This is a genomic window from Streptomyces sp. NPDC060049 (assembly GCF_042736715.1).
Taxonomy (GTDB): Bacteria; Actinomycetota; Actinomycetes; order Streptomycetales; family Streptomycetaceae; genus Streptomyces.
The window spans coordinates 448,425-465,401 of sequence record NZ_JBHWVV010000002.1; the positions used below are offsets into that span (position 1 = coordinate 448,425).

At 73.2% G+C, this 16,977-nt stretch carries 15 protein-coding genes, 1 tRNA gene and 1 pseudogene; 11 read left to right on the forward strand and 6 right to left on the reverse strand.

Going from position 1 to position 16,977, the window contains the following annotated elements; translation table 11 throughout:
- Positions 1–157: 157 nt before the first annotated feature.
- Positions 158–1,105 carry an aldo/keto reductase gene (locus tag ACFWBY_RS04770; RefSeq protein ID WP_385330021.1) on the reverse strand — a complete coding sequence of 316 codons (948 nt, stop codon included), beginning with the start codon at positions 1,103–1,105 and terminating at the stop codon, positions 158–160.
- A gap of 304 nt (positions 1,106–1,409) precedes the next feature.
- On the opposite strand from ACFWBY_RS04770, the gene ACFWBY_RS04775 reads away from it, so the two are divergent.
- Together ACFWBY_RS04775 and ACFWBY_RS04780 are read left to right on the forward strand one after the other, a co-directional pair.
- On the forward strand, positions 1,410–2,579 hold the full coding sequence (locus ACFWBY_RS04775; protein ID WP_385330024.1) for a substrate-binding domain-containing protein: 1,170 nt from the start codon (positions 1,410–1,412) through the stop codon (positions 2,577–2,579).
- Between the two features lie 251 nt (positions 2,580–2,830).
- Complete coding sequence (locus ACFWBY_RS04780) at positions 2,831–3,823, forward strand: hydroxyacid dehydrogenase (RefSeq protein ID WP_385330026.1); 993 nt, start codon at positions 2,831–2,833, stop codon at positions 3,821–3,823.
- Here the strand turns inward: ACFWBY_RS04780 and ACFWBY_RS04785 are convergent.
- Both ACFWBY_RS04785 and ACFWBY_RS04790 read right to left on the reverse strand, forming a co-directional pair.
- Positions 3,811–4,617, reverse strand: a complete 807-nt coding sequence (locus ACFWBY_RS04785) for a sugar phosphate isomerase/epimerase family protein (protein WP_385330028.1) — start codon at positions 4,615–4,617, stop codon at positions 3,811–3,813. The two genes, ACFWBY_RS04780 and ACFWBY_RS04785, sit on opposite strands and share 13 nt — an antisense overlap.
- Positions 4,614–5,711: a LacI family DNA-binding transcriptional regulator gene (locus tag ACFWBY_RS04790; RefSeq protein ID WP_385330031.1), complete on the reverse strand. Its 1,098-nt coding sequence runs from the start codon at positions 5,709–5,711 to the stop codon at positions 4,614–4,616. Before ACFWBY_RS04790 ends, ACFWBY_RS04785 begins: the two co-directional genes overlap by 4 nt.
- Positions 5,712–5,951: 240 nt before the next feature.
- Between ACFWBY_RS04790 and ACFWBY_RS04795 the strand changes: the two genes are divergently transcribed.
- From ACFWBY_RS04795 to ACFWBY_RS04820, 6 genes are all read left to right on the forward strand, one after another.
- Positions 5,952–7,076 carry a Gfo/Idh/MocA family protein gene (locus ACFWBY_RS04795; protein ID WP_385330293.1) on the forward strand — a complete coding sequence of 375 codons (1,125 nt, stop codon included), beginning with the start codon at positions 5,952–5,954 and terminating at the stop codon, positions 7,074–7,076.
- Positions 7,073–8,230, forward strand: a complete 1,158-nt coding sequence (locus tag ACFWBY_RS04800; protein ID WP_385330035.1) for a dihydrodipicolinate synthase family protein — start codon at positions 7,073–7,075, stop codon at positions 8,228–8,230. The genes ACFWBY_RS04795 and ACFWBY_RS04800 overlap by 4 nt, the downstream gene beginning before the upstream one ends.
- Positions 8,227–9,066 carry a sugar phosphate isomerase/epimerase family protein gene (locus ACFWBY_RS04805; RefSeq protein WP_385330038.1) on the forward strand — a complete coding sequence of 280 codons (840 nt, stop codon included), beginning with the start codon at positions 8,227–8,229 and terminating at the stop codon, positions 9,064–9,066. The genes ACFWBY_RS04800 and ACFWBY_RS04805 overlap by 4 nt, the downstream gene beginning before the upstream one ends.
- 59 nt (positions 9,067–9,125) lie before the next feature.
- On the forward strand, positions 9,126–9,353 hold the full coding sequence (locus ACFWBY_RS04810) for a hypothetical protein (RefSeq protein WP_385330040.1): 228 nt from the start codon (positions 9,126–9,128) through the stop codon (positions 9,351–9,353).
- Positions 9,354–9,522: 169 nt separating this feature from the next.
- Complete coding sequence (locus ACFWBY_RS04815; protein WP_385330043.1) at positions 9,523–11,151, forward strand: N,N-dimethylformamidase beta subunit family domain-containing protein; 1,629 nt, start codon at positions 9,523–9,525, stop codon at positions 11,149–11,151.
- Positions 11,152–11,286: 135 nt separating this feature from the next.
- Positions 11,287–11,676 (forward strand): VOC family protein, encoded by a 390-nt coding sequence (locus tag ACFWBY_RS04820; RefSeq protein WP_385330046.1) that lies wholly within the window; start codon positions 11,287–11,289, stop codon positions 11,674–11,676.
- A gap of 24 nt (positions 11,677–11,700) precedes the next feature.
- On the opposite strand, the pseudogene ACFWBY_RS04825 reads toward ACFWBY_RS04820, so the two are convergent.
- Both ACFWBY_RS04825 and ACFWBY_RS04830 read right to left on the reverse strand, forming a co-directional pair.
- Positions 11,701–11,934 (reverse strand): annotated as a pseudogene (locus tag ACFWBY_RS04825) (DUF6313 family protein); the annotation flags it as partial.
- Positions 11,905–11,978 (reverse strand) — tRNA-Trp (locus ACFWBY_RS04830). The pseudogene ACFWBY_RS04825 and the gene ACFWBY_RS04830, both read right to left, overlap by 30 nt.
- Before the next feature lie 260 nt (positions 11,979–12,238).
- On the opposite strand from ACFWBY_RS04830, the gene ACFWBY_RS04835 reads away from it, so the two are divergent.
- The 3 genes from ACFWBY_RS04835 (at position 12,239) to ACFWBY_RS04845 (ending at position 15,810) form a co-directional block, all read left to right on the forward strand.
- Positions 12,239–13,570 carry a glycoside hydrolase family 18 protein gene (locus ACFWBY_RS04835; RefSeq protein WP_385330049.1) on the forward strand — a complete coding sequence of 444 codons (1,332 nt, stop codon included), beginning with the start codon at positions 12,239–12,241 and terminating at the stop codon, positions 13,568–13,570.
- A gap of 78 nt (positions 13,571–13,648) precedes the next feature.
- Positions 13,649–14,926: a serpin family protein gene (locus ACFWBY_RS04840; protein WP_385330052.1), complete on the forward strand. Its 1,278-nt coding sequence runs from the start codon at positions 13,649–13,651 to the stop codon at positions 14,924–14,926.
- A complete protein-coding gene (locus tag ACFWBY_RS04845) occupies positions 14,923–15,810 on the forward strand; it encodes an aldo/keto reductase (protein ID WP_385330055.1) in 888 nt (295 codons plus the stop codon). The genes ACFWBY_RS04840 and ACFWBY_RS04845 overlap by 4 nt, the downstream gene beginning before the upstream one ends.
- 64 nt (positions 15,811–15,874) lie before the next feature.
- On the opposite strand, the gene ACFWBY_RS04850 is transcribed toward ACFWBY_RS04845, so the two are convergent.
- On the reverse strand, positions 15,875–16,975 hold the full coding sequence (locus ACFWBY_RS04850; protein ID WP_385330296.1) for a sugar kinase: 1,101 nt from the start codon (positions 16,973–16,975) through the stop codon (positions 15,875–15,877).
- Between the last annotated feature and the right edge of the window lie 2 nt (positions 16,976–16,977).

Below are 16,977 nucleotides of genomic sequence, written 5' to 3' on the forward strand. Positions count from 1 at the left end.
GTCCTGACGCGCAGGGACCGTTGTCCGTCGGTCGCGGCCCGGGGTGTGCGCGCTCGTGGCCTGCCGCCCGATCCGCACGCGCACCCCGCGGCGCCTTACGGCAGGACGCGTACGTGTACGGGATCGCCGTCGACGACCGCGCCGCGCAGGACGTCCGTCATAGGGCGGCCTCCGCGACGGCGTCGACCTCGGCCAGCAGTCCGGCGTCCAGCGGCCGGTCGGCGACGGCGGCGTTGGCGCGCACCTGCTCCGCGGAGGTGGCCCCCGCGATGACGCCGGCACAGCCGGGCTGGGCGGATAGCCAGCCGACGGAGAGTTCCAGCACGGTGCGGCCGTGCTTGTCGGCGAGCGCGGCCAGGGCCTCCACGATGTCGAGGCGCTCGTCGGTGAGGTAGGCGTCGCGGCCTTCGAGGCGCGAGCCGGCGGGTACGGGGGCGCCTCGCCGGATCTTGCCTGTCAGCAGGCCGTTGGCGAGCGGGAAGTACGGGAGGACGCCGACACCGTAGTGGAGGGCGGCCGGGACGAGCTCGCGCTCCGCGGACCGCTGGAGCAGCGACCATTCGTTCTGGGCCGATACGAAGGGTGCCGCGCCGGTTTCGCGGGCCACGTGGGCGGCTTCGGCGAGCTGCCAGCCGCTGAGGTTGGAGTGTCCTATGTAGCGGATCTTGCCTTCGGTGACGAGTTCGGTGAGCGCGGTGAGGGTCTCGGCGATGGGGACGGCCGGGTCGGGGCTGTGCAGCTGGTAGAGGTCGATGTGGTCGGTCTGCAGGCGCGCCAGGGACTCCTCGACGGCGCGCCGGATGTAGGCGCGGCCGCCGCGCGATCCGGCGGCGGGTCCGTACCCCATGTCCACACCGGAGAAGCCGAACTTGGTGGCGAGGACGACCTGGTCCCGGCGGCCCTTGAGGGCCTCGCCCAGGTGGGTTTCGGAACCGCCGCCCCCGCCGTAGATGTCGGCGGTGTCCAGGAGGGTGATGCCCGCTTCGAGTGCGGCGTCGACGACGCCACGGGTGGCGCGCGCATCGAGCCGGCCGCCGAAGTTGTTGCAGCCGAGCCCGATCGCGGACACCTGGAGACCTGAACTGCCCAGGGAGAGATAGCGCATGTGTTTCGTTCCTCCGCACTCGTCCGCCGCCGTGACCGACCGGCGTGATCATCTGGCGTGATCCCCTTGCGTGATCCACTGGCAGCCACTTTATGCCGCTCCTCCGGACCGCGGGGTGCCTGTGGACAACTGCGTGCGGACCTCCCGCGAGCGGCTCGGGAGTCGGTAGGGACCCGGATGAACAACCCGTGTTGACACCGTCGATGACCGGTTGATCGGTATCGATCGAATCGATCGCTCGGGCTCCTATGATTGGGTCCGAGCCTCGCGCACCACGCGGAGCGAAGACCCCAGGGGGAGAGCCTTGAGACCGCATGTAGACCAGCGCCGGGCCCGGGTACGCGCGCTCGTCCAGGCCCGGGGCAGCGTGCGCGTCGCGGACCTCGCCCGGGAGCTGGGCGTCTCCCCCGTGACCCTGCGGCGGGACGTCGAGGCCATGGCGGCGCGGGGCGAGATCCAGCGCATGCACGGGGTGGTCAGCCGACCCCAACTGGGCTCCGCCGGGAAGGATGCCGGGCCCTGGGCCTCACCGGCGACGGCGCGGCGCTCCGGCCCTGCACACTCGCGCGGCGGTGGTGACGGCGGGCTGGTGATCGGGATGGTGGTGCCGACCGCCGAGTACTACTACGCCGACGTCGTACGGGGAGCCCGCGAGGCGGCCGAGGCGCGGGGCGCACGCCTCGCGGTCGGTCTGACCCGCTACCTGCCGGGCGAGGACCGGACCCAGGCCGACCACCTGCTGTCCACCGGGGTGCGCGGACTGCTGCTGACCCCGAACTGGGACGCCGGGTCGCCCGGACCGGGCGAAGGGACGTGGACGGCGCGCCTCCCGGTGCCGGCGGTCCTGGTGGAGCGGTGGGCTCCGCCGGGGCATCCGGCCGCGTCGCTGGACCGGGTGGCTTCCGACCACGCGCACGGCGCGGCACGGGCGGTGCAGCACCTCGCGGGGCTGGGACACCGGCGGATCGCGCTCGCCAGCCGGCGGACGCCGACGTCGGCGCGGCTGCGGACCGGGTTCCAGGCGGCCGTGGCCGCGCTCGGGCTGGAGTCGGCGCCGCCGTGGCCGCGGGCGACGGCCGCACCGGGGCCGCACGCGGGGGCCGAGGCCTCGGGGGAGGCCGAGGTGTCCGCGGAGGCGGAGGCGTTCTCGAGGACGCTGGACTACTTGTGCGCGGCCGTGACCCGGGGCGGGGTGACCGCGGCCCTGATCCACAGCGACACGGACGCGATCATGCTGATCCCCCGGCTCCAGGAACGGGGGGTGCGGGTGCCGGAGGACTTGGCGGTGATCACGTACGACGACGAGGTGGCCGCTCTGGCCGACGTACCGCTGTCGGCGGTGGCGCCGGCCAAGCGCGAGGTGGGGGCGCGGGCGGCCGGACTGCTGCTGGACCGGTTGGAGGGAGGAGGGGCGGCGGAGGGCGGAGCACGGCAGCATCTGGAACTGCTCCCCCGGCTGACCATTCGTCCGTGAGGCCTGTCCGTGCTCCCTGGACGATCGTTTCGATCGTCTTGCGCATTCGCTCTTGACCTCGTGGTCGTCCGCGCAAAAGATGGGCCTGCCGCGGACGGCCGCGCGTCCGCACGTGCCGTCCGGATCCCACCCGCAGGAGCCGTCAAGTGACCCACCCCGCCTCCTCGCCCTCCCCTTCCGGGCCCTCCTCCCCGACCCGTTCGCTCGGCCCTTCCACCACTCCCGCCCGCCGGCCCGCCACCGTCCTCGCCATGAGCTCCGACACCCGGGCGGCCGTCCTCGCCGACCACCTCATGCCGGAGCTGCTGCGCGTCGCCGACGTGGACCCCGAGCTCCTCGTCACCGACTTCACTCTCGCCTTCACCGAGGAGGCGCTGCGGCAGCGGCTGGCCACGGCCGAAGTGCTGGTGACCGGGTGGGGCTGCCCTGCGCTGGACACCGGAGCGCTGGAACTGATGCCGGAGCTCCGGGCCGTCGTGCACGCGGCCGGCAGCGTCAAGCACCATGTCACCCGGGCCTGCTGGGACCGGGGACTGCTGGTCTCCAGCGCCGCCGCCGCGAACGCCCTGCCGGTCGCCGAGTACACGCTCGCGGCCATCCTCTTCTCCAACAAGCGCGTCCTCGAGTCCGCACACGCCTACCGCGCCGCCCGCGCCCCCATCGACCTGCTGAGCCGCTACCCGGCCGTCGGCAACTACCGCCGCACGGTCGGCCTGGTCGGCGCCTCGCTCATCGGCCGCCGGGTACTGGAACTGCTGCGCCCCTTCGACTTCCGGGTGCTCGTGCACGATCCGTACGCCGATCCGGCGGAGCTCGCGGCCCTGGGCGCCGAGTCCGTCCCGCTCGACGAACTCCTGCGGCACAGCGACGTGGTGAGCCTCCACGCCCCCGAGCTGCCGCAGACTCGCCACCTGCTGAACGCCTCCCGGCTGGCTCTGATGCCGGACGGCAGCACCCTCGTGAACACGGCACGCGGCTCGCTCGTCGACACCAAGGCACTGACCGACGAGCTGCTCTCGGGGCGGCTGCACGCCGTCCTGGACCACACCGAACCGGAAGTGCTGCCCGCCGTGTCCCCGCTGTACAACCTGCCGAACGTACTGCTCACCCCTCACGTGGCGGGTTCGCTGGGCGGGGAGCTGGACCGGCTGGCGGTGACGGCCGTCGAGGAGTTGGAGCGCTACGCCCTGGGCCTCGGCTTCCACTACCCCGTCGACCGGGACCGGCTCGCCTACTCCGCCTGACGCTCCTGCGGGTCGGCGGCGACCAGGGCCTCCAGGTACCGCCTGCCCCGCGCGAGCTGCCCCGGCAGCTCGGCGGCGCCCGGGTACCAGCGCTTCTCGTACTCCCAGCACAACCAGCCGCCGGGCGGTTGGAGGGCCACCGCCTCGCCGAGCGGCAGCGCTCCGCCGCCGAGCCCGAGCGGGGTCAGCTCCCGCGCGGAGCGCACGTCCTTGACCTGCGTGTAGCCCAGGTGCGGGGCGAGGGCACGACTCGACTCGGCCGGCGACTCGCCTCCGAGCCAGGTGTGCAGTACGTCCCACAGCGCGCCCGCGCCCGGATGCGCGACCCGGTCGAGCACCCGGGCCGTCGCGGCCGCCGTACGGTGCGAGTCGTGGGTCTCCAGCAGGACGCGCACGCCGTGCCGCTCGGCGAAGGCCGCGGCGGCCCGGAGGCGGCGGACGGCGTGGGCGTCGGCGGCGGCCGGGGACAGGTCGCCGCCACCGGGGAAGACCCGTACGTACGGGGCTTCGAGGTCGGCGGCGAGCCGGACCAGGGCCTGGATCTCGGCGAGTACCGGTTCGTCCGGGCCGGGGGCGGCCACCTCGGCGTATCCGGCGACGCCGAGGACGCCCACCCCGGCGGCGGTCAGGGTCTTCAGGCCCGCCGCGCGGTCGGCGGCCGGGCTGGCGGGGTGCAGGGGCTCCTCGGGATGGGCGCGCAGTTCGAGGCCGTCGTACCCGTGGGTGGCGGCGAGGGCGGCGCTGCGCTCCAGCCCGGCGCCGGGCAGGCCGAGGGTGGAGAAGGCGTACCTCACGGACGGCTCCCGGCGGTGGCGGTGCTCAGCGGCGCTGCGGGCGGCGGCGCGGTGGATCCGCGCGCCATGAGCTCGGCGGGCAGGGTGGTGATGCCGCCCGGGGGCATCGCCCTGCGGCCCGTGACGAGCTGCGCGGCGAGCACGCCGGCCTCGCGCAACGGCACCCGGACGGTGGTGAGGGCGGGTGCGGTGTCGACGCAGACGGGCAGATCGTCGAAACCGGCGACGGAGACGTCCTCGGGTATCCGCAGGCCGGCTTCGCGCAGGGCGGCGGCGACCCCGGTGGCGACTGTGTCGTTGGCCGCGGCGACCGCGGTGAAGGGGGCGCCGCGGCGCAGCAGTTCGCGGGTCGCGTCGTAGCCGGCGGAGCGCTCGAACCCGGCGTGCACGGTGAGGGCGGCGCACCGCCCGGGCAGCCCGGGGTCGTGGTGGCCCAGGGCGTCCTGGTGCCCGGCGAGGCGTTCCCGGGTGGTGCTCAGCCCGGGCGGCCCGGCCACATAGGCGATCTGTCGGTGGCCGAGCGCCAGCAGGTGTCCGGTGAGCCGGAAGGCGCCGGCCCGGTCGTCGAACATGATGGTGGCGACGGGGAGTCCGGCGGGCATGGGCAGCGGGGGGCGGCCGCACAGCACCACCGGGGCGCCGGTGGCCGCGATCCTCGCGAGGCGGGCGGCGAGGGCGCGGGTGTGTTCCGGTTCCTCGACGGCTCCGCCGGTGAGGACGACGCCGCCGGCGCGCTGGCCCTCCAGGAGGGCGAGGTAGTCGAGCTCGGCGGCCGGGGCTCCCTCGGTGTTGCAGACGACGGCGAGCCGACGGGTGTCGCCCCGGCCGCTGGGCGCCAGGGCGCCCTGCAGGGCACCGGCGAGGATTCCGAAGAAGCTGTCGGCGACGTCGTGGACGAGGACGCCGACGAGGTCGGAGGTGGCCGCGGCGAGGGCGCGCGCGGGGCCGTTGGCGATGTAGCCGAGGTCCTCGACCGCTTGTTCCACCCGGGTGCGGGTGGCGCCTGCCACCGGGTACCCGCCGTTCAGTACGCGCGAGACCGTCGCGGGTGACACCCCTGCCCGCACCGCCACCTCGGCGAGTGTGACCGCCATCAGACCCCTCCTTCCGATCGTCCCGGGTCATCGTCTCATCCGGTGTGTGGATCTCCATAGTCGCCGATAGAGAAAGCGCTTTCTATCACCCGTAAGAGTCTTGCACCGCGGCGTTGCGCCGCCCTAGCCTGATCGCGGTGAAAGCGCTTTCTATGCTGCTTTCCCTGCAACTCCGTACAAGCGACACCGCATGAGATGAAGGAGGGGGACACCGTGGAACGCAGGACCATCAAGATCGCCATGAACGGCGTCACCGGGCGGATGGGATACCGCCAGCACCTGGTCCGCTCCCTGCTCGCACTGCGCGAGCAGGGCGGGCTCGACCTCGGCGACGGCACGGCGCTGTGGCCCGAGCCGGTGCTGGTCGGACGCCGCGAGGCGGCCCTGCGTGCCATCGCCGAGCGGCACGGGCTGGAGCACGTCAGCACCGACCTCGAGGAGGTACTGGCCGATCCCGAGGTCGAGGTCTACTTCGACGCGCAGGTCACCAGTGCCCGCGAGGCGTCCGTGCGCCGGGCCATAGCGGCGGGCAAGCACGTGTACTGCGAGAAGCCCACCGCCCTGACCTTCGCGTCCTCGCTCGAGCTCGCCCGGCTGGCCGACGGGGCCGGGGTCAAGCACGGAGTGGTCCAGGACAAGCTGTTCCTGCCGGGCCTGCTGAAGCTCAAGCGGCTCATCGACGGCGGCTTCTTCGGCGAGATCCTGTCCGTGCGCGGGGAGTTCGGCTACTGGGTCTTCGAGGGCGACTGGCAGCCCGCCCAGCGGCCGTCATGGAACTACCGGACGCAGGACGGCGGAGGCATCGTCGCCGACATGTTCCCGCACTGGGAGTACCTGCTGCACGAGCTGTTCGGCCGGGTCCGCACCGTGCAGGCGCTGACGCGCACGCACATCGGCCGCCGCTGGGACGAGGAGGGCAAGCCGTACGGAGCGACTGCGGATGACGCGGCGTACGGGATCTTCGAGCTGGAGGGCGGCGCGGTCGCCCAGATCAACTCGTCCTGGGCCGTCCGGGTCAACCGCGACGAGCTGGTGGAGTTCCAGGTCGACGGCACGCACGGCTCGGCGGTCGCCGGACTGCGCGGCTGCCGGATCCAGCACCGCGCGGCGACGCCGAAGCCGGTGTGGAATCCGGACCTGCCACTGACCGAGCGGTTCCGCGACCAGTGGCAGGAGGTCCCGGACAACGACCCCGCCGACAACGGCTTCAAGGCCCAGTGGGAGCTGTTCCTGCGCCATGTCGTACTGGACGAGCCCTGGCAGTGGGACCTGCTGGCCGGCGCCCGCGGGGTGCAGCTCGCCGACCTCGGGCTCCGCTCCTCGGCCGAGGGCCGCCGGCTCGCGGTTCCGGAGGTGACGCTGTGAGCATCCGGCTTCCTTCGGCGGACGGCGGTTCGCGCCTGCACTCGCCGGCCACCTCCCCGCTGGCTCCGCTGAGCTGCGGCCCGGCCCGCAGCCGCACCTTCTATTCGGCCGCGCACGTGGTCGGCGATCCCCTCTTCGCCTCGGCCGACTCCGAGGCGGTGATCGACTGGGAGACCACGCTGGCCTTCCGGCACCGGCTGTGGGCGCAGGGCCTCGGGGTCGCCGAGGCCATGGACACGGCGCAGCGCGGAATGGGGCTGGGCTGGGCGGGCGCTGCGGAGCTGATCCGCCGGTCGGCCGCCGAGGCCCGCTCGGTGGGCGGTCGGATCGTGTGCGGTGCGGGCACCGACCAGCTGGCAGCGGACACGGCGCACTCCCTGGCCGCCGTCACCGCGGCATATGAGGAGCAGCTGGCGCATGTCGAGGCGTGCGGGGCAGGGGCCGTGCTGATGGCCTCCCGGGCGCTGGCCGCCGCGGCGCGCGGCCCCGAGGACTACGTGGAGGTGTATGGGGGGTTGTTGCGCCAGAGCGCGCGGCCGGTCGTCCTTCACTGGCTCGGGCCGATGTTCGACCCGGCGCTGGAGGGGTACTGGGGGCACGAGGACCTGGACGGGGCCACGGATGTCTTCCTGAAGATCATTTCGGAGTGTCCGGAGAAGGTCGACGGGATCAAGGTCTCGTTGCTCGACGCCGGGCGCGAGGTGGACATCCGGCGCCGGCTGCCGGCGGGGGTGCGCTGCTACACCGGCGACGACTACCACTATCCGGAGCTGATAGCCGGGGACGGGGACCTGTCGAGCGACGCCCTGCTGGGGATATTCGATCCGATCGCCCCGATCGCGGCCCGCGCGGCGCTCGCCCTCGACCGGGACGATCCGGCGGGCTTCCGGGAACTGCTGGATCCGACGGTGGCGCTGTCTCGGCACCTGTTCGCGCCTCCCACCCGGTACTACAAGACGGGAGTGGTCCTGCTGGCCTGGCTGGCGGGGTACCAGGAGCATTTCGCGATGGTGGGCGGGCTGCACTCGGCCCGCTCGCTCCCCCATCTGGCGAGCGCGTACGAGATGGCCGACGATCTGGGACTGTTCCCGGACCCGGAGCTCGCCGAGGCCCGGATGCGGCAGCTGCTCTCGCTGTACGGGGTGGCGTCGTGAACCGGGCACCGGCGCCGGTCCGGTTCAGCCTGAACCAGGAGACCATCCGCCAGTGGTCGATTCCCGAACTGGTCGCCGGGTGCACGGCGGCGGGAGTGGGCGCGGTCGGATTGTGGCGGGATCCGGTGCGGCGGTTCGGAGTGCGGGAGACGGCGAAGCTGGTGGCCGGGGCGGGGCTGCGGATCAGCTCGCTGTGCCGGGGCGGGTTCTTCACCGCCGCCGACCCGGCGGGCCGCGCCGCCGCCCTCGAGGACAACCGCCGGGCCGTGGAGGAGGCTGCCGAACTGGGGGCGGACGTACTGGTCCTGGTCTCGGGCGGGCTGCCGGACGGCGACCGGGAGTTGGCGGGGGCCCGGCGCAGGATCGCCGACATCCTGGCCGAGCTGGTCCCGTACGCCGCCGGGTTCGGGGTGCGGCTGGGGATCGAGCCGCTGCATCCGATGTACGCGTCGGACCGGTGCGTGGTCTCCACGCTCGGCCAGGCCCTGGACATCGCCGAGCAGTTCCCCGCCGAGCGGGTCGGGGTGGTGGTGGATTCCTACCACCTGTGGTGGGACGAGCGGCTCCCCGCCGAACTGCGACGGGCCGCCGCCGGTGGGCGGATCACCTCCGTCCAGGTCGCCGACTGGGTGACCCCGCTCCCGGAGGGCGTCCTGCTCGGCCGGGGGCAGCTGGGTGACGGCTCGATCGACCTCCGGGCCTTCCGGGAGCTGACCGACGCCGCCGGGTTCGGGGGTCCGGTGGAGGTGGAGATCTTCAATGCGGGGCTCTGGGCCCGGGACGGTGGAGAAGTGCTGCGGGAGGTGATCGAGCGCTACCGCGAGCACGTCGAGTGAGCCCGGCGACTCCCCGGGCGAGGTAGCGGCGCCATGACGCTCCCGGTCTCCGTGGACCCGTGGTCCCCCGCTGCGAGCGGGGCGACGGCACGGCGGTGGTGTGCGTCGCGGATCCGACGCGCACACTGACGGCGCTGACGCTGGTGTGGGACCGGCCCGTCGCCCGAGTGCTCCCGCAGGCGGGCAGCGTCGTCCCGGTGTCCGCGGGGACGCGGCTGCAGCGCGGTTTCGGCAGCCTCGCCGCGCTGGAGGGAGCCGGTCAGGAGGTGGTGGTCCAGCTGGGGTGACGCCCGGGGACGGTCTGGGGTGACGCCCTGTGGCGGCCGGCGATCCGGGATGGCGGCCGGCGGGCATACCGCCATGGGGCTGCTCCGTCTCGTGGTTGCGGCGTAGTCAGCGGATCACCCCCACAGGGCGGCACAAGCCATGGCCATGGGGTGACATAACGTGCCCTCCATGGATCAAGAGCACATAGCCGAGGACGGCGAAGGCGCGGGCAGGCGGCGGTTCCTCGCACTGGCGACGGGGGCGGCGGCCACCGCCGTCGGCCTGGCGGCCGTGGCCGGCTGCGGGGGCGAGCCCGACGGGAGCGGCGGGGCGGCCGGGGCGGGACCCGGCGAGAGCCCGAAGCCGTCCGGCCCGCCGGAGGGGGCCGGGCCGCCCGGCTTCGACGTCAAGGCGGAGAACGCCCGGCCGGGGAACGCAGACTGGCAGGTGACCAAGGCCGGGCCGGCGCGCGCCATCGAGGGCTTCGCCGACAAGGTCAGCGTCCTACCCGGCGAGTCCTTCGGCCTGCACGTCTCCACCACCGCGCCCCGGTTCACCGTCTCCGCCTACCGGATGGGCTGGTACGGCGGCGCCCGGGCCCGCCTGGTCTGGCGCTCCGAGGCCCTGCCCGGAGCGCGGCAGCCCGACCACACGGTGGATCCCGCGACCCGGATGGTCCGCACCCGGTGGGCCCGTAGCGCCACCGTCGAGACGAAGGACTGGCCCGAGGGCTGCTACCTGCTGAGGCTCGACGCCCAGGGCGTCGAGGGCCAGCGGTTCGTGCCCGTCACCGTACGGTCCGCCGCGACGACGGGACGTACCGTCGTCGTCAACGCGGTCGCGACCTGGCAGGCGTACAACCGGTGGGGCGGCTACGGCAGTTACGACGGCCCCAGCGGCGGGTACGCCTCACGCTCGCTCGCCGTGACCTTCGACCGCCCGTACGAGTACGACGACGGAGCGGGCCTGTTCCTCGTGTACGAGGCACCGCTGCTCGCGCTCGCCGAACGGCTCGGCATACCCCTGGCGTACACCACGACCACCGACGTGGCCCGCGAGAAGCGGCTGCTGGAGGGCGCTTCGGCGGTGCTCTCGCTGGGCCACGACGAGTACTGGTCCCCCGAGCAGCGCGCGCACGTCACGGCGGCCCGGGACTCCGGCACCAACATCGCGATCCTCGGAGCGAACTGCTGTTACCGCCGGATCCGGCTGGAGGCCTCAGAGCTCGGACCGGAGCGGACGGTGGTCTGCTACAAGTCCTCCTACGACCAGGACCCCGGCTACAAACGCGGACACCCGGCCACCGTCGACTTCCGTTCGCCGCCCGCCGCCGACCCGGAGAGCTCGCTGCTCGGCGTGATCTACGACGGTTACCCGGTGGACGCACCGTACGTCGTGACCAACCCGGACCACTGGCTCTTCGAGGGCACCGGCGCGAAAGCGGGCGACAGTTTCGCGCACCTGGTCGGCGTGGAGTACGACAAGGTCAACACCGGTTTCACGACCCCGCGCCCGATCGAGATCGTGGCCCACTCTCCCGTGGTCTGCGACGGCCGTCCCAGCCACCAGGACACGGCGTACTACACGGCGCCGAGCGGCGCCGCCGTCTTCGCGACGGGCACGATGCGCTGGGTCGAGGCCCTCGACGCGACGGGAGACGGCCGCAGCGGCGCCCGCCACGGACTGGACGCGCGCTCCGGTGCCCTGACCACGCGGGTGACGGAGAACCTGCTCCGCGCCTTCGCGGCGGGACCGGCGGGACGGACGCATCCGGCGAAGGACAACGTGAAGGCGGTGTACGGGGGTTCGGGCTCGTGAAGCCGGCCGGTCGACCCGAACGCACTGGACTCCACCCGTAAGGGGTGTTTAGGATCATGTCGCGGCATCGCGTGTCGGTCACCGGCTGGGTGAGGCATGGAGGTTCCGCGACGTGCCTTTCGGAGGCATTCACTCATGGCGATTCAGCTCAACCACACGATCATCCACTCCCGCGACAACCGGGAGTCAGCCGAATTCCTGGCGTACTTCCTCGGCCTGGAGGTCGGAGCCCCGTGGGGCCCCTTCATCCCCGTCGAGACCGCCAACGGCGTCACCCTGGACTTCGCGACCGTCCCGGCCGGGTCCATCAGCGCACAGCACTACGCGTTCCTCGTCTCCGAGGCAGAGTTCGACGAGGCCTTCGAGAAGATCAAGCGGGCGAAGATCACCTACTTCGCCGACCCGCACGGGCTCCGCCCCGGCGAGATCAACAACAACGACGGCGGCCGCGGCGTGTACTTCACGGATCCCTCGGGACACGGCATGGAACTGATCACCCGCCCCTACGGCGGCTTCAAGGAGTAGGCCCGGTCGGCCACCGGCCGGGACGAGGAGCAGGCCGACCAGCAAGGCGAGCCACCGGACCACGTGCTCGGGGGCGTCGATCAGGGTGAACACCCGGTACGCGCCGCTCGGACTTCCCGCTCGCGCCGCGAGGACGCCGTGACCTCGCGGACCCGGACGCCCGGGAAAGCCTGTGGCCCGCCTCCGACGATCACTCGTCCGGGACGGGCCACAGGCCTCTTTCGCTCGCAGGGGTGGCAGGAGTCGAACCTGCGACATCTGGTTTTGGAGACCAGCGCTCTGACCAGCTGAGCTACACCCCTTCGGTGAGACCAACCATGCCATGACGCTCGCCGAAGATCCACTCAATTCGGTGCGCCACGGCCGGGAATTTCGTCGCGGATCCGAAGCCGGTCCCGCCGAGGTCCCGCGCCTCGGGAGAGCAGCGACAGCGGAGCCCGTCCGGACTCCTCCCGAGCGGATCTTCCCCGTACCCCTTGACCCGCTCTGGTCCAGACCAATAGTTTCCGCATGCACAGCGCACGCGCCCCGGCACCACTCACCGCATCCGCAAAGGAAGCCCATGCGCCGCAGCATGCTCGGCAGGCTGGCCGTCGCCGCCTGCTCCCTCTCCCTGCTGACCGCCTTCGCACCCGCCCACGACGACTCCGGCCACGGCGGCCACGGGCCCGACCGCGCGTACAAGAGGGTCGGCTACTTCACCCAATGGGGCGTCTACGGACGGGACTTCCAGGTCCAGGACCTGGAGGAGAACGGCAGCGCGAGCAAGCTCACGCACATCAACTACGCCTTCGGCAACATCAGCGCGGAGGGAAAGTGCTTCACCGGCAGCGTTCCCGGTGAGGCCGACGCCTGGGCCGACTACGTCCGCCCGCTGGACGCGGAGAACTCCGTGGACGGCGTCGCCGACGACTGGGAGCAGCCGGTCGCCGGAAACTTCAACCAGCTGCGCGAACTCAAGGCCAGGCATCCGGGCCTCAAGGTCCTCCTGTCACTGGGCGGGTGGAGCTGGTCCACGCACTTCTCGGACGCCGCGCTCACCCCGGCCTCCCGCAAGGCCCTCGTGGCCTCGTGCATCGACCTGTACATCAAGGGCAACCTCCCGCAGGACGGCACCCGCGGCGGGGCGGGTTCGGCGGCCGGGATCTTCGACGGCATCGACCTCGACTGGGAGTGGCCCGGCTCGGCCGGCGACTCCGACACCACGTACCGTCCCGAGGACAAGAAGAACTTCGCCGCGCTGGTGGGCGAGTTCCGCTCGCAACTCGACGCCTACGCGCGGAGCCAGAAGCGGAGGGCCAAGTACGAGCTGACCGCTTTCGTCCCGACCGACCCCGCCAAGATCGACGCGGGCTTCGACGTCCGCCGGATCATGCGCGACCTCGACTTCGTGACCCTGCAGGGCTACGACTTCCACGTCTCCGGCGAGAAGACCACCGCCCAGCAGTCGGCGCTGTACGCCCGGAACGACTTCAGCGTCGACGGCACGGTCGACGCCTGGAAGCGGCGCGGCGCACCCGCGGGCAAGCTGGTGATGGGCATGCCCTTCTACGGGCAGGGCTGGACCGGCGTCAGTGGCGGCGGGGACGGCATGGGACAGCCCGCGACGGGACCGGCGCCGGCCACCTGGTCGGCCGGGTACGAGGACTACAAGGCTCTGAAGCAGCTCGCGGACTCGGGCGGGTACCAGGTGTACCGGGACCGGCGCGCCGGCAGTGCCTGGCTGTTCGACGGCACCACCCTGTGGACGTACGACGATCCGCAAGTACTGCGCGCCAAGACCCGGTACATCCGCGAACAGGGCCTGGGAGGCGCGATGTTCTGGTCCCTGGACGCGGACACCGCCGACGGAGAGCTGCTGAGCGCGGTCGACCAGGGCCTGCGCGGCCACTGACCGGCCGCCCCCGAACAGCGCCGCCGGGCCGCGGAAATTGACCCGTCCCGGCGGCGCGCCGACCCGTACCCTCCCGCCATGAGGATCTCGACGGTACGGGCGGTCAACGCCCTCACCACGCATTGGGCCGGGCACGCGGCGACCGGGGGCGCGGGCACGGTGTTCACGGCCGCCGGCGTATGGCCGCTGCTCGCCCTGCTCGCCGACGGCGCGGCCGGCCCGGCCCGCACCGAACTGGCCGAAGCCCTCGGCATACCCGCCGACCGGGCCGCCGGAGCCGCACGGGAGCTGCTGGGCGCACTGGACGGCGTACGGGGCCTGCGCGCGGCCACCGGCCTGTGGACGCGGCGGGAACTCCCGCTGGAGGAGGGCTGGACGGAGCGGCTCCCGCCCGGCACCCGGGGCACCCTGACCGGCGACGGCGCCGCCGACCGCGAGGCCCTGGACGCCTGGGCCGTCGACCGCACCGGCGGGCTCGTCGAGCGGATGCCGGTCGAAGTCGATGAGGACACCCGCCTCGTGCTCGCGTCCGCGCTGGCACTGCGCTTGCGGTGGATCCAGCCCTTCCATCCCTGTTTCGCCATGCCCGAGGAAGGTCCCTGGGCCCACCGCCCGTTGCTCGGTCTGTGCCGCAGCACGGCCCTCCTGGACCGGGTGCGCGTCGCGCAGGCGCCGACCGGGCCGGTGACCGTGCTGGAGGTGGTGGGCGACAGCGGCGTGGACGTCCACCTGGTCCTGGGCGAGCCGCAGGCCGCGGCGGGGCCGACCCTGCAAGCCGCCATCGCGGCCGTCACCCGGGCCCTTCCCTCGACGGGCGCGAGCCTGCTTCCCGAGGGGAACCCGGGGCCGGGCCTGCGCATCGGCACGGTCGGCTCGACGGAGCCCCGGCACCGGCTGGACATCGAGACGGTGGCCTTCGACGTGCGCGCCGAGCACGATCTGCTCACCCCCGCCGCGCTGTTCGGCCTGGAGAGCGCCTCGGACAATCGGTACGGTCATTTCCCCGGCATCAGCAGCGAGGACCTGGCCGTCGCCTCGGCCCGGCAGTCGGCCCTGGCACGCTTCCACGCGGAGGGCTTCGAAGCCGCCGCCGTGACGGCCGTGGCCGTTGGCGCGGGCGGCTGTGCCATGCCCCGGCTGAGGTACCGCGTTCGCCGCGCCCAGGTGACCTTCGACCGCCCCTTCGGCTTCGTCGCCGTCCACCGGACCTCCCGCCTGGTGCTCGCCGCGGGCTGGGTGACGCAACCCGCCGCCCACGTCGAGGAGGAGGAGTACACCGAGGAGGAGAAGAGGAGGCAGGAGGAGGAGTGGTACGCCGAGGAGGACTTCCCGGGCCCGGCTACCCTCTCCGGATGACTTCTCGCGATCCGATCACCGCTCCCGATTCCGGCACCTGGCAGCTCGGCGACCTCACCGTCCGCCGTGTCGGCTTCGGCGCGATGCGCCTCACCCATCTCGCCGACGGCTCCCCCAGCGACCGGGACCGGGTGACGGGTGTTCTGAGGCGGGCGGTCGAGCTGGGCGTCAACCACATCGACACCGCCGCGTTCTACTTCTCTGCGACCCGTTCCGCCAACGAGCTCATCAACCGGGCCCTCGCCCCCTACGCCGACGACCTGGTCATCACCACGAAGGTCGGGCCGGGCCGCGACGCGTCCGGCGAATGGTGGTGGGCCACGCCCGAGCAACTGCGCGGGCAGGTGGAGGAGAACCTGCGCCAGCTGGGACGAGACCACCTGGACGTGGTCAACCTTCGCGTCATGCGCCAGGCGGAGACAGGTTCGATCGCCGAGCACTTCGGGGCGCTCGCCGAACTGCGCACGGCCGGGCTGATCCGGCACCTGGGCGTGTCCAACGCACGGCCCGACCACCTCGCCGAGGCGCAGGCCATAGCACCCGTGGTGTGCGTGCAGAACGCCTACGGAATCGGATCCCCGGCCGAGGAGCACGCCTTCCTCGACGCGTGCGGAGAGCAAGGAATCGCCTTCGTCCCCTTCTACGCGATCGCGGGCGCCGGCAAGGAGGCCGGGGTGGTCACCGAGGACGGTCCGGCCGTACGCGCCCTCGCGCGGGCCCGCGGCGTGTCCCCGGCCCAGCTGCGCCTCGCGTGGACGCTGAGCCGCGGCCCGCACGTACTGGCCATCCCGGGCACCGGCAACCCGGACCATCTGGTGGAGAACATCGCCGCCGGGGCGCTGGAGCTGTCGGCCGAGGAGATCGCACTGCTCGAAGCGGCGTGACCCGCGGGCCTTGGGCCCCTTGGACGCGCGGTCGGGGCCGCGGCCCGGGCAAGCCGAGCCCGCATCAGGACCCCGATCGCGGGGACGGGCCGGGCGCCTTGCCCGTCGTCCGGCCCACCCGCCCGGAGCGGTGTGCGGCGGCCAGGGCGGCCGTCTCGCTGAAGGCGGGGACGCGTCCGGTGCCGCCCCGGCCGGAAACCGAGAGGGAGGCCGCCGCCATGCCGTACGCGACGGCGTCCGCGAGGGTGTCGCCCAGTGCGAGCCGGGCCGTGGTCGTGCCGGTGAAACAGTCCCCGGCGCCGGTCGCGTCCACGGGGTCGCCGTTCACCGGGACGGGCAGGTAGGCCGTCGCCGCGGTGCGGCGGTCCGTGCGCCCGGGAGCACCGTGGACCGCCCCGCCGGGCGTCCCGTCGACGGTCCCGTCGGAGAGGAGCAGCCGGTCGGCGCCCGCGGTGACCACGACGCTGCGGGCGCCCAGCGCCCGGTAGCGGACGGCGGCTTCGGCCTGGTCGTCGGTGTCCACCATGGCCAGCGCGTCGGCCGGGCAGGAGGTCTTCAGCAGCCCGGTCAGCGGAGCTACGCGGGCCAGCAGCTCGCGGGCCTCGTCCCGACTCGTGAGTCGGGAGCGGAAGTTGGGGTCGTAGGAGAGGTGCCCGCCGGATGCGTGCACGGTCTGCGCGGCGGCCAGGACGGCGTCCCGGCTGCCCGGCGACAGCGCGCCGGTGATGCCGCTGGTGATGAGGGCCTTGCAGCCGGTCAGCAACTCCCGCCACGACTCGACGTGTTCCACGGAGAGGGTCGAACCCGCGCTGCCGGTGCGCCAGTACACGAACGCGCGGTCGCCCTCGGTGTCGGCGGAGAGCAGGTAGGCGCCGTTGGGGCGCGGGGAGCGGCGTACGTGGGAGACGTCCACGCCGAGCTCGGCGGCGCGGGCCAGCAGGGGGGTGCTCAGCTCGTCCTCGCCGACGACCGCGAGCAGAGCGGTGCGGGCTCCGGCGGCTACGGCGGCCGCCGCGGCGTTGAGGGCGTCGCCCGAGTAGGAGATGCGTGCGGGGGTTCCGTCGGCCGCGTCCCGCAGGGGGGTGCCGGCGTGGATCTCGACGAGGACCTCGCCGAGGACGAGCACGTCGTACGCCTCGCCCGCGGCCGCCGGCACGCCTCCCATCC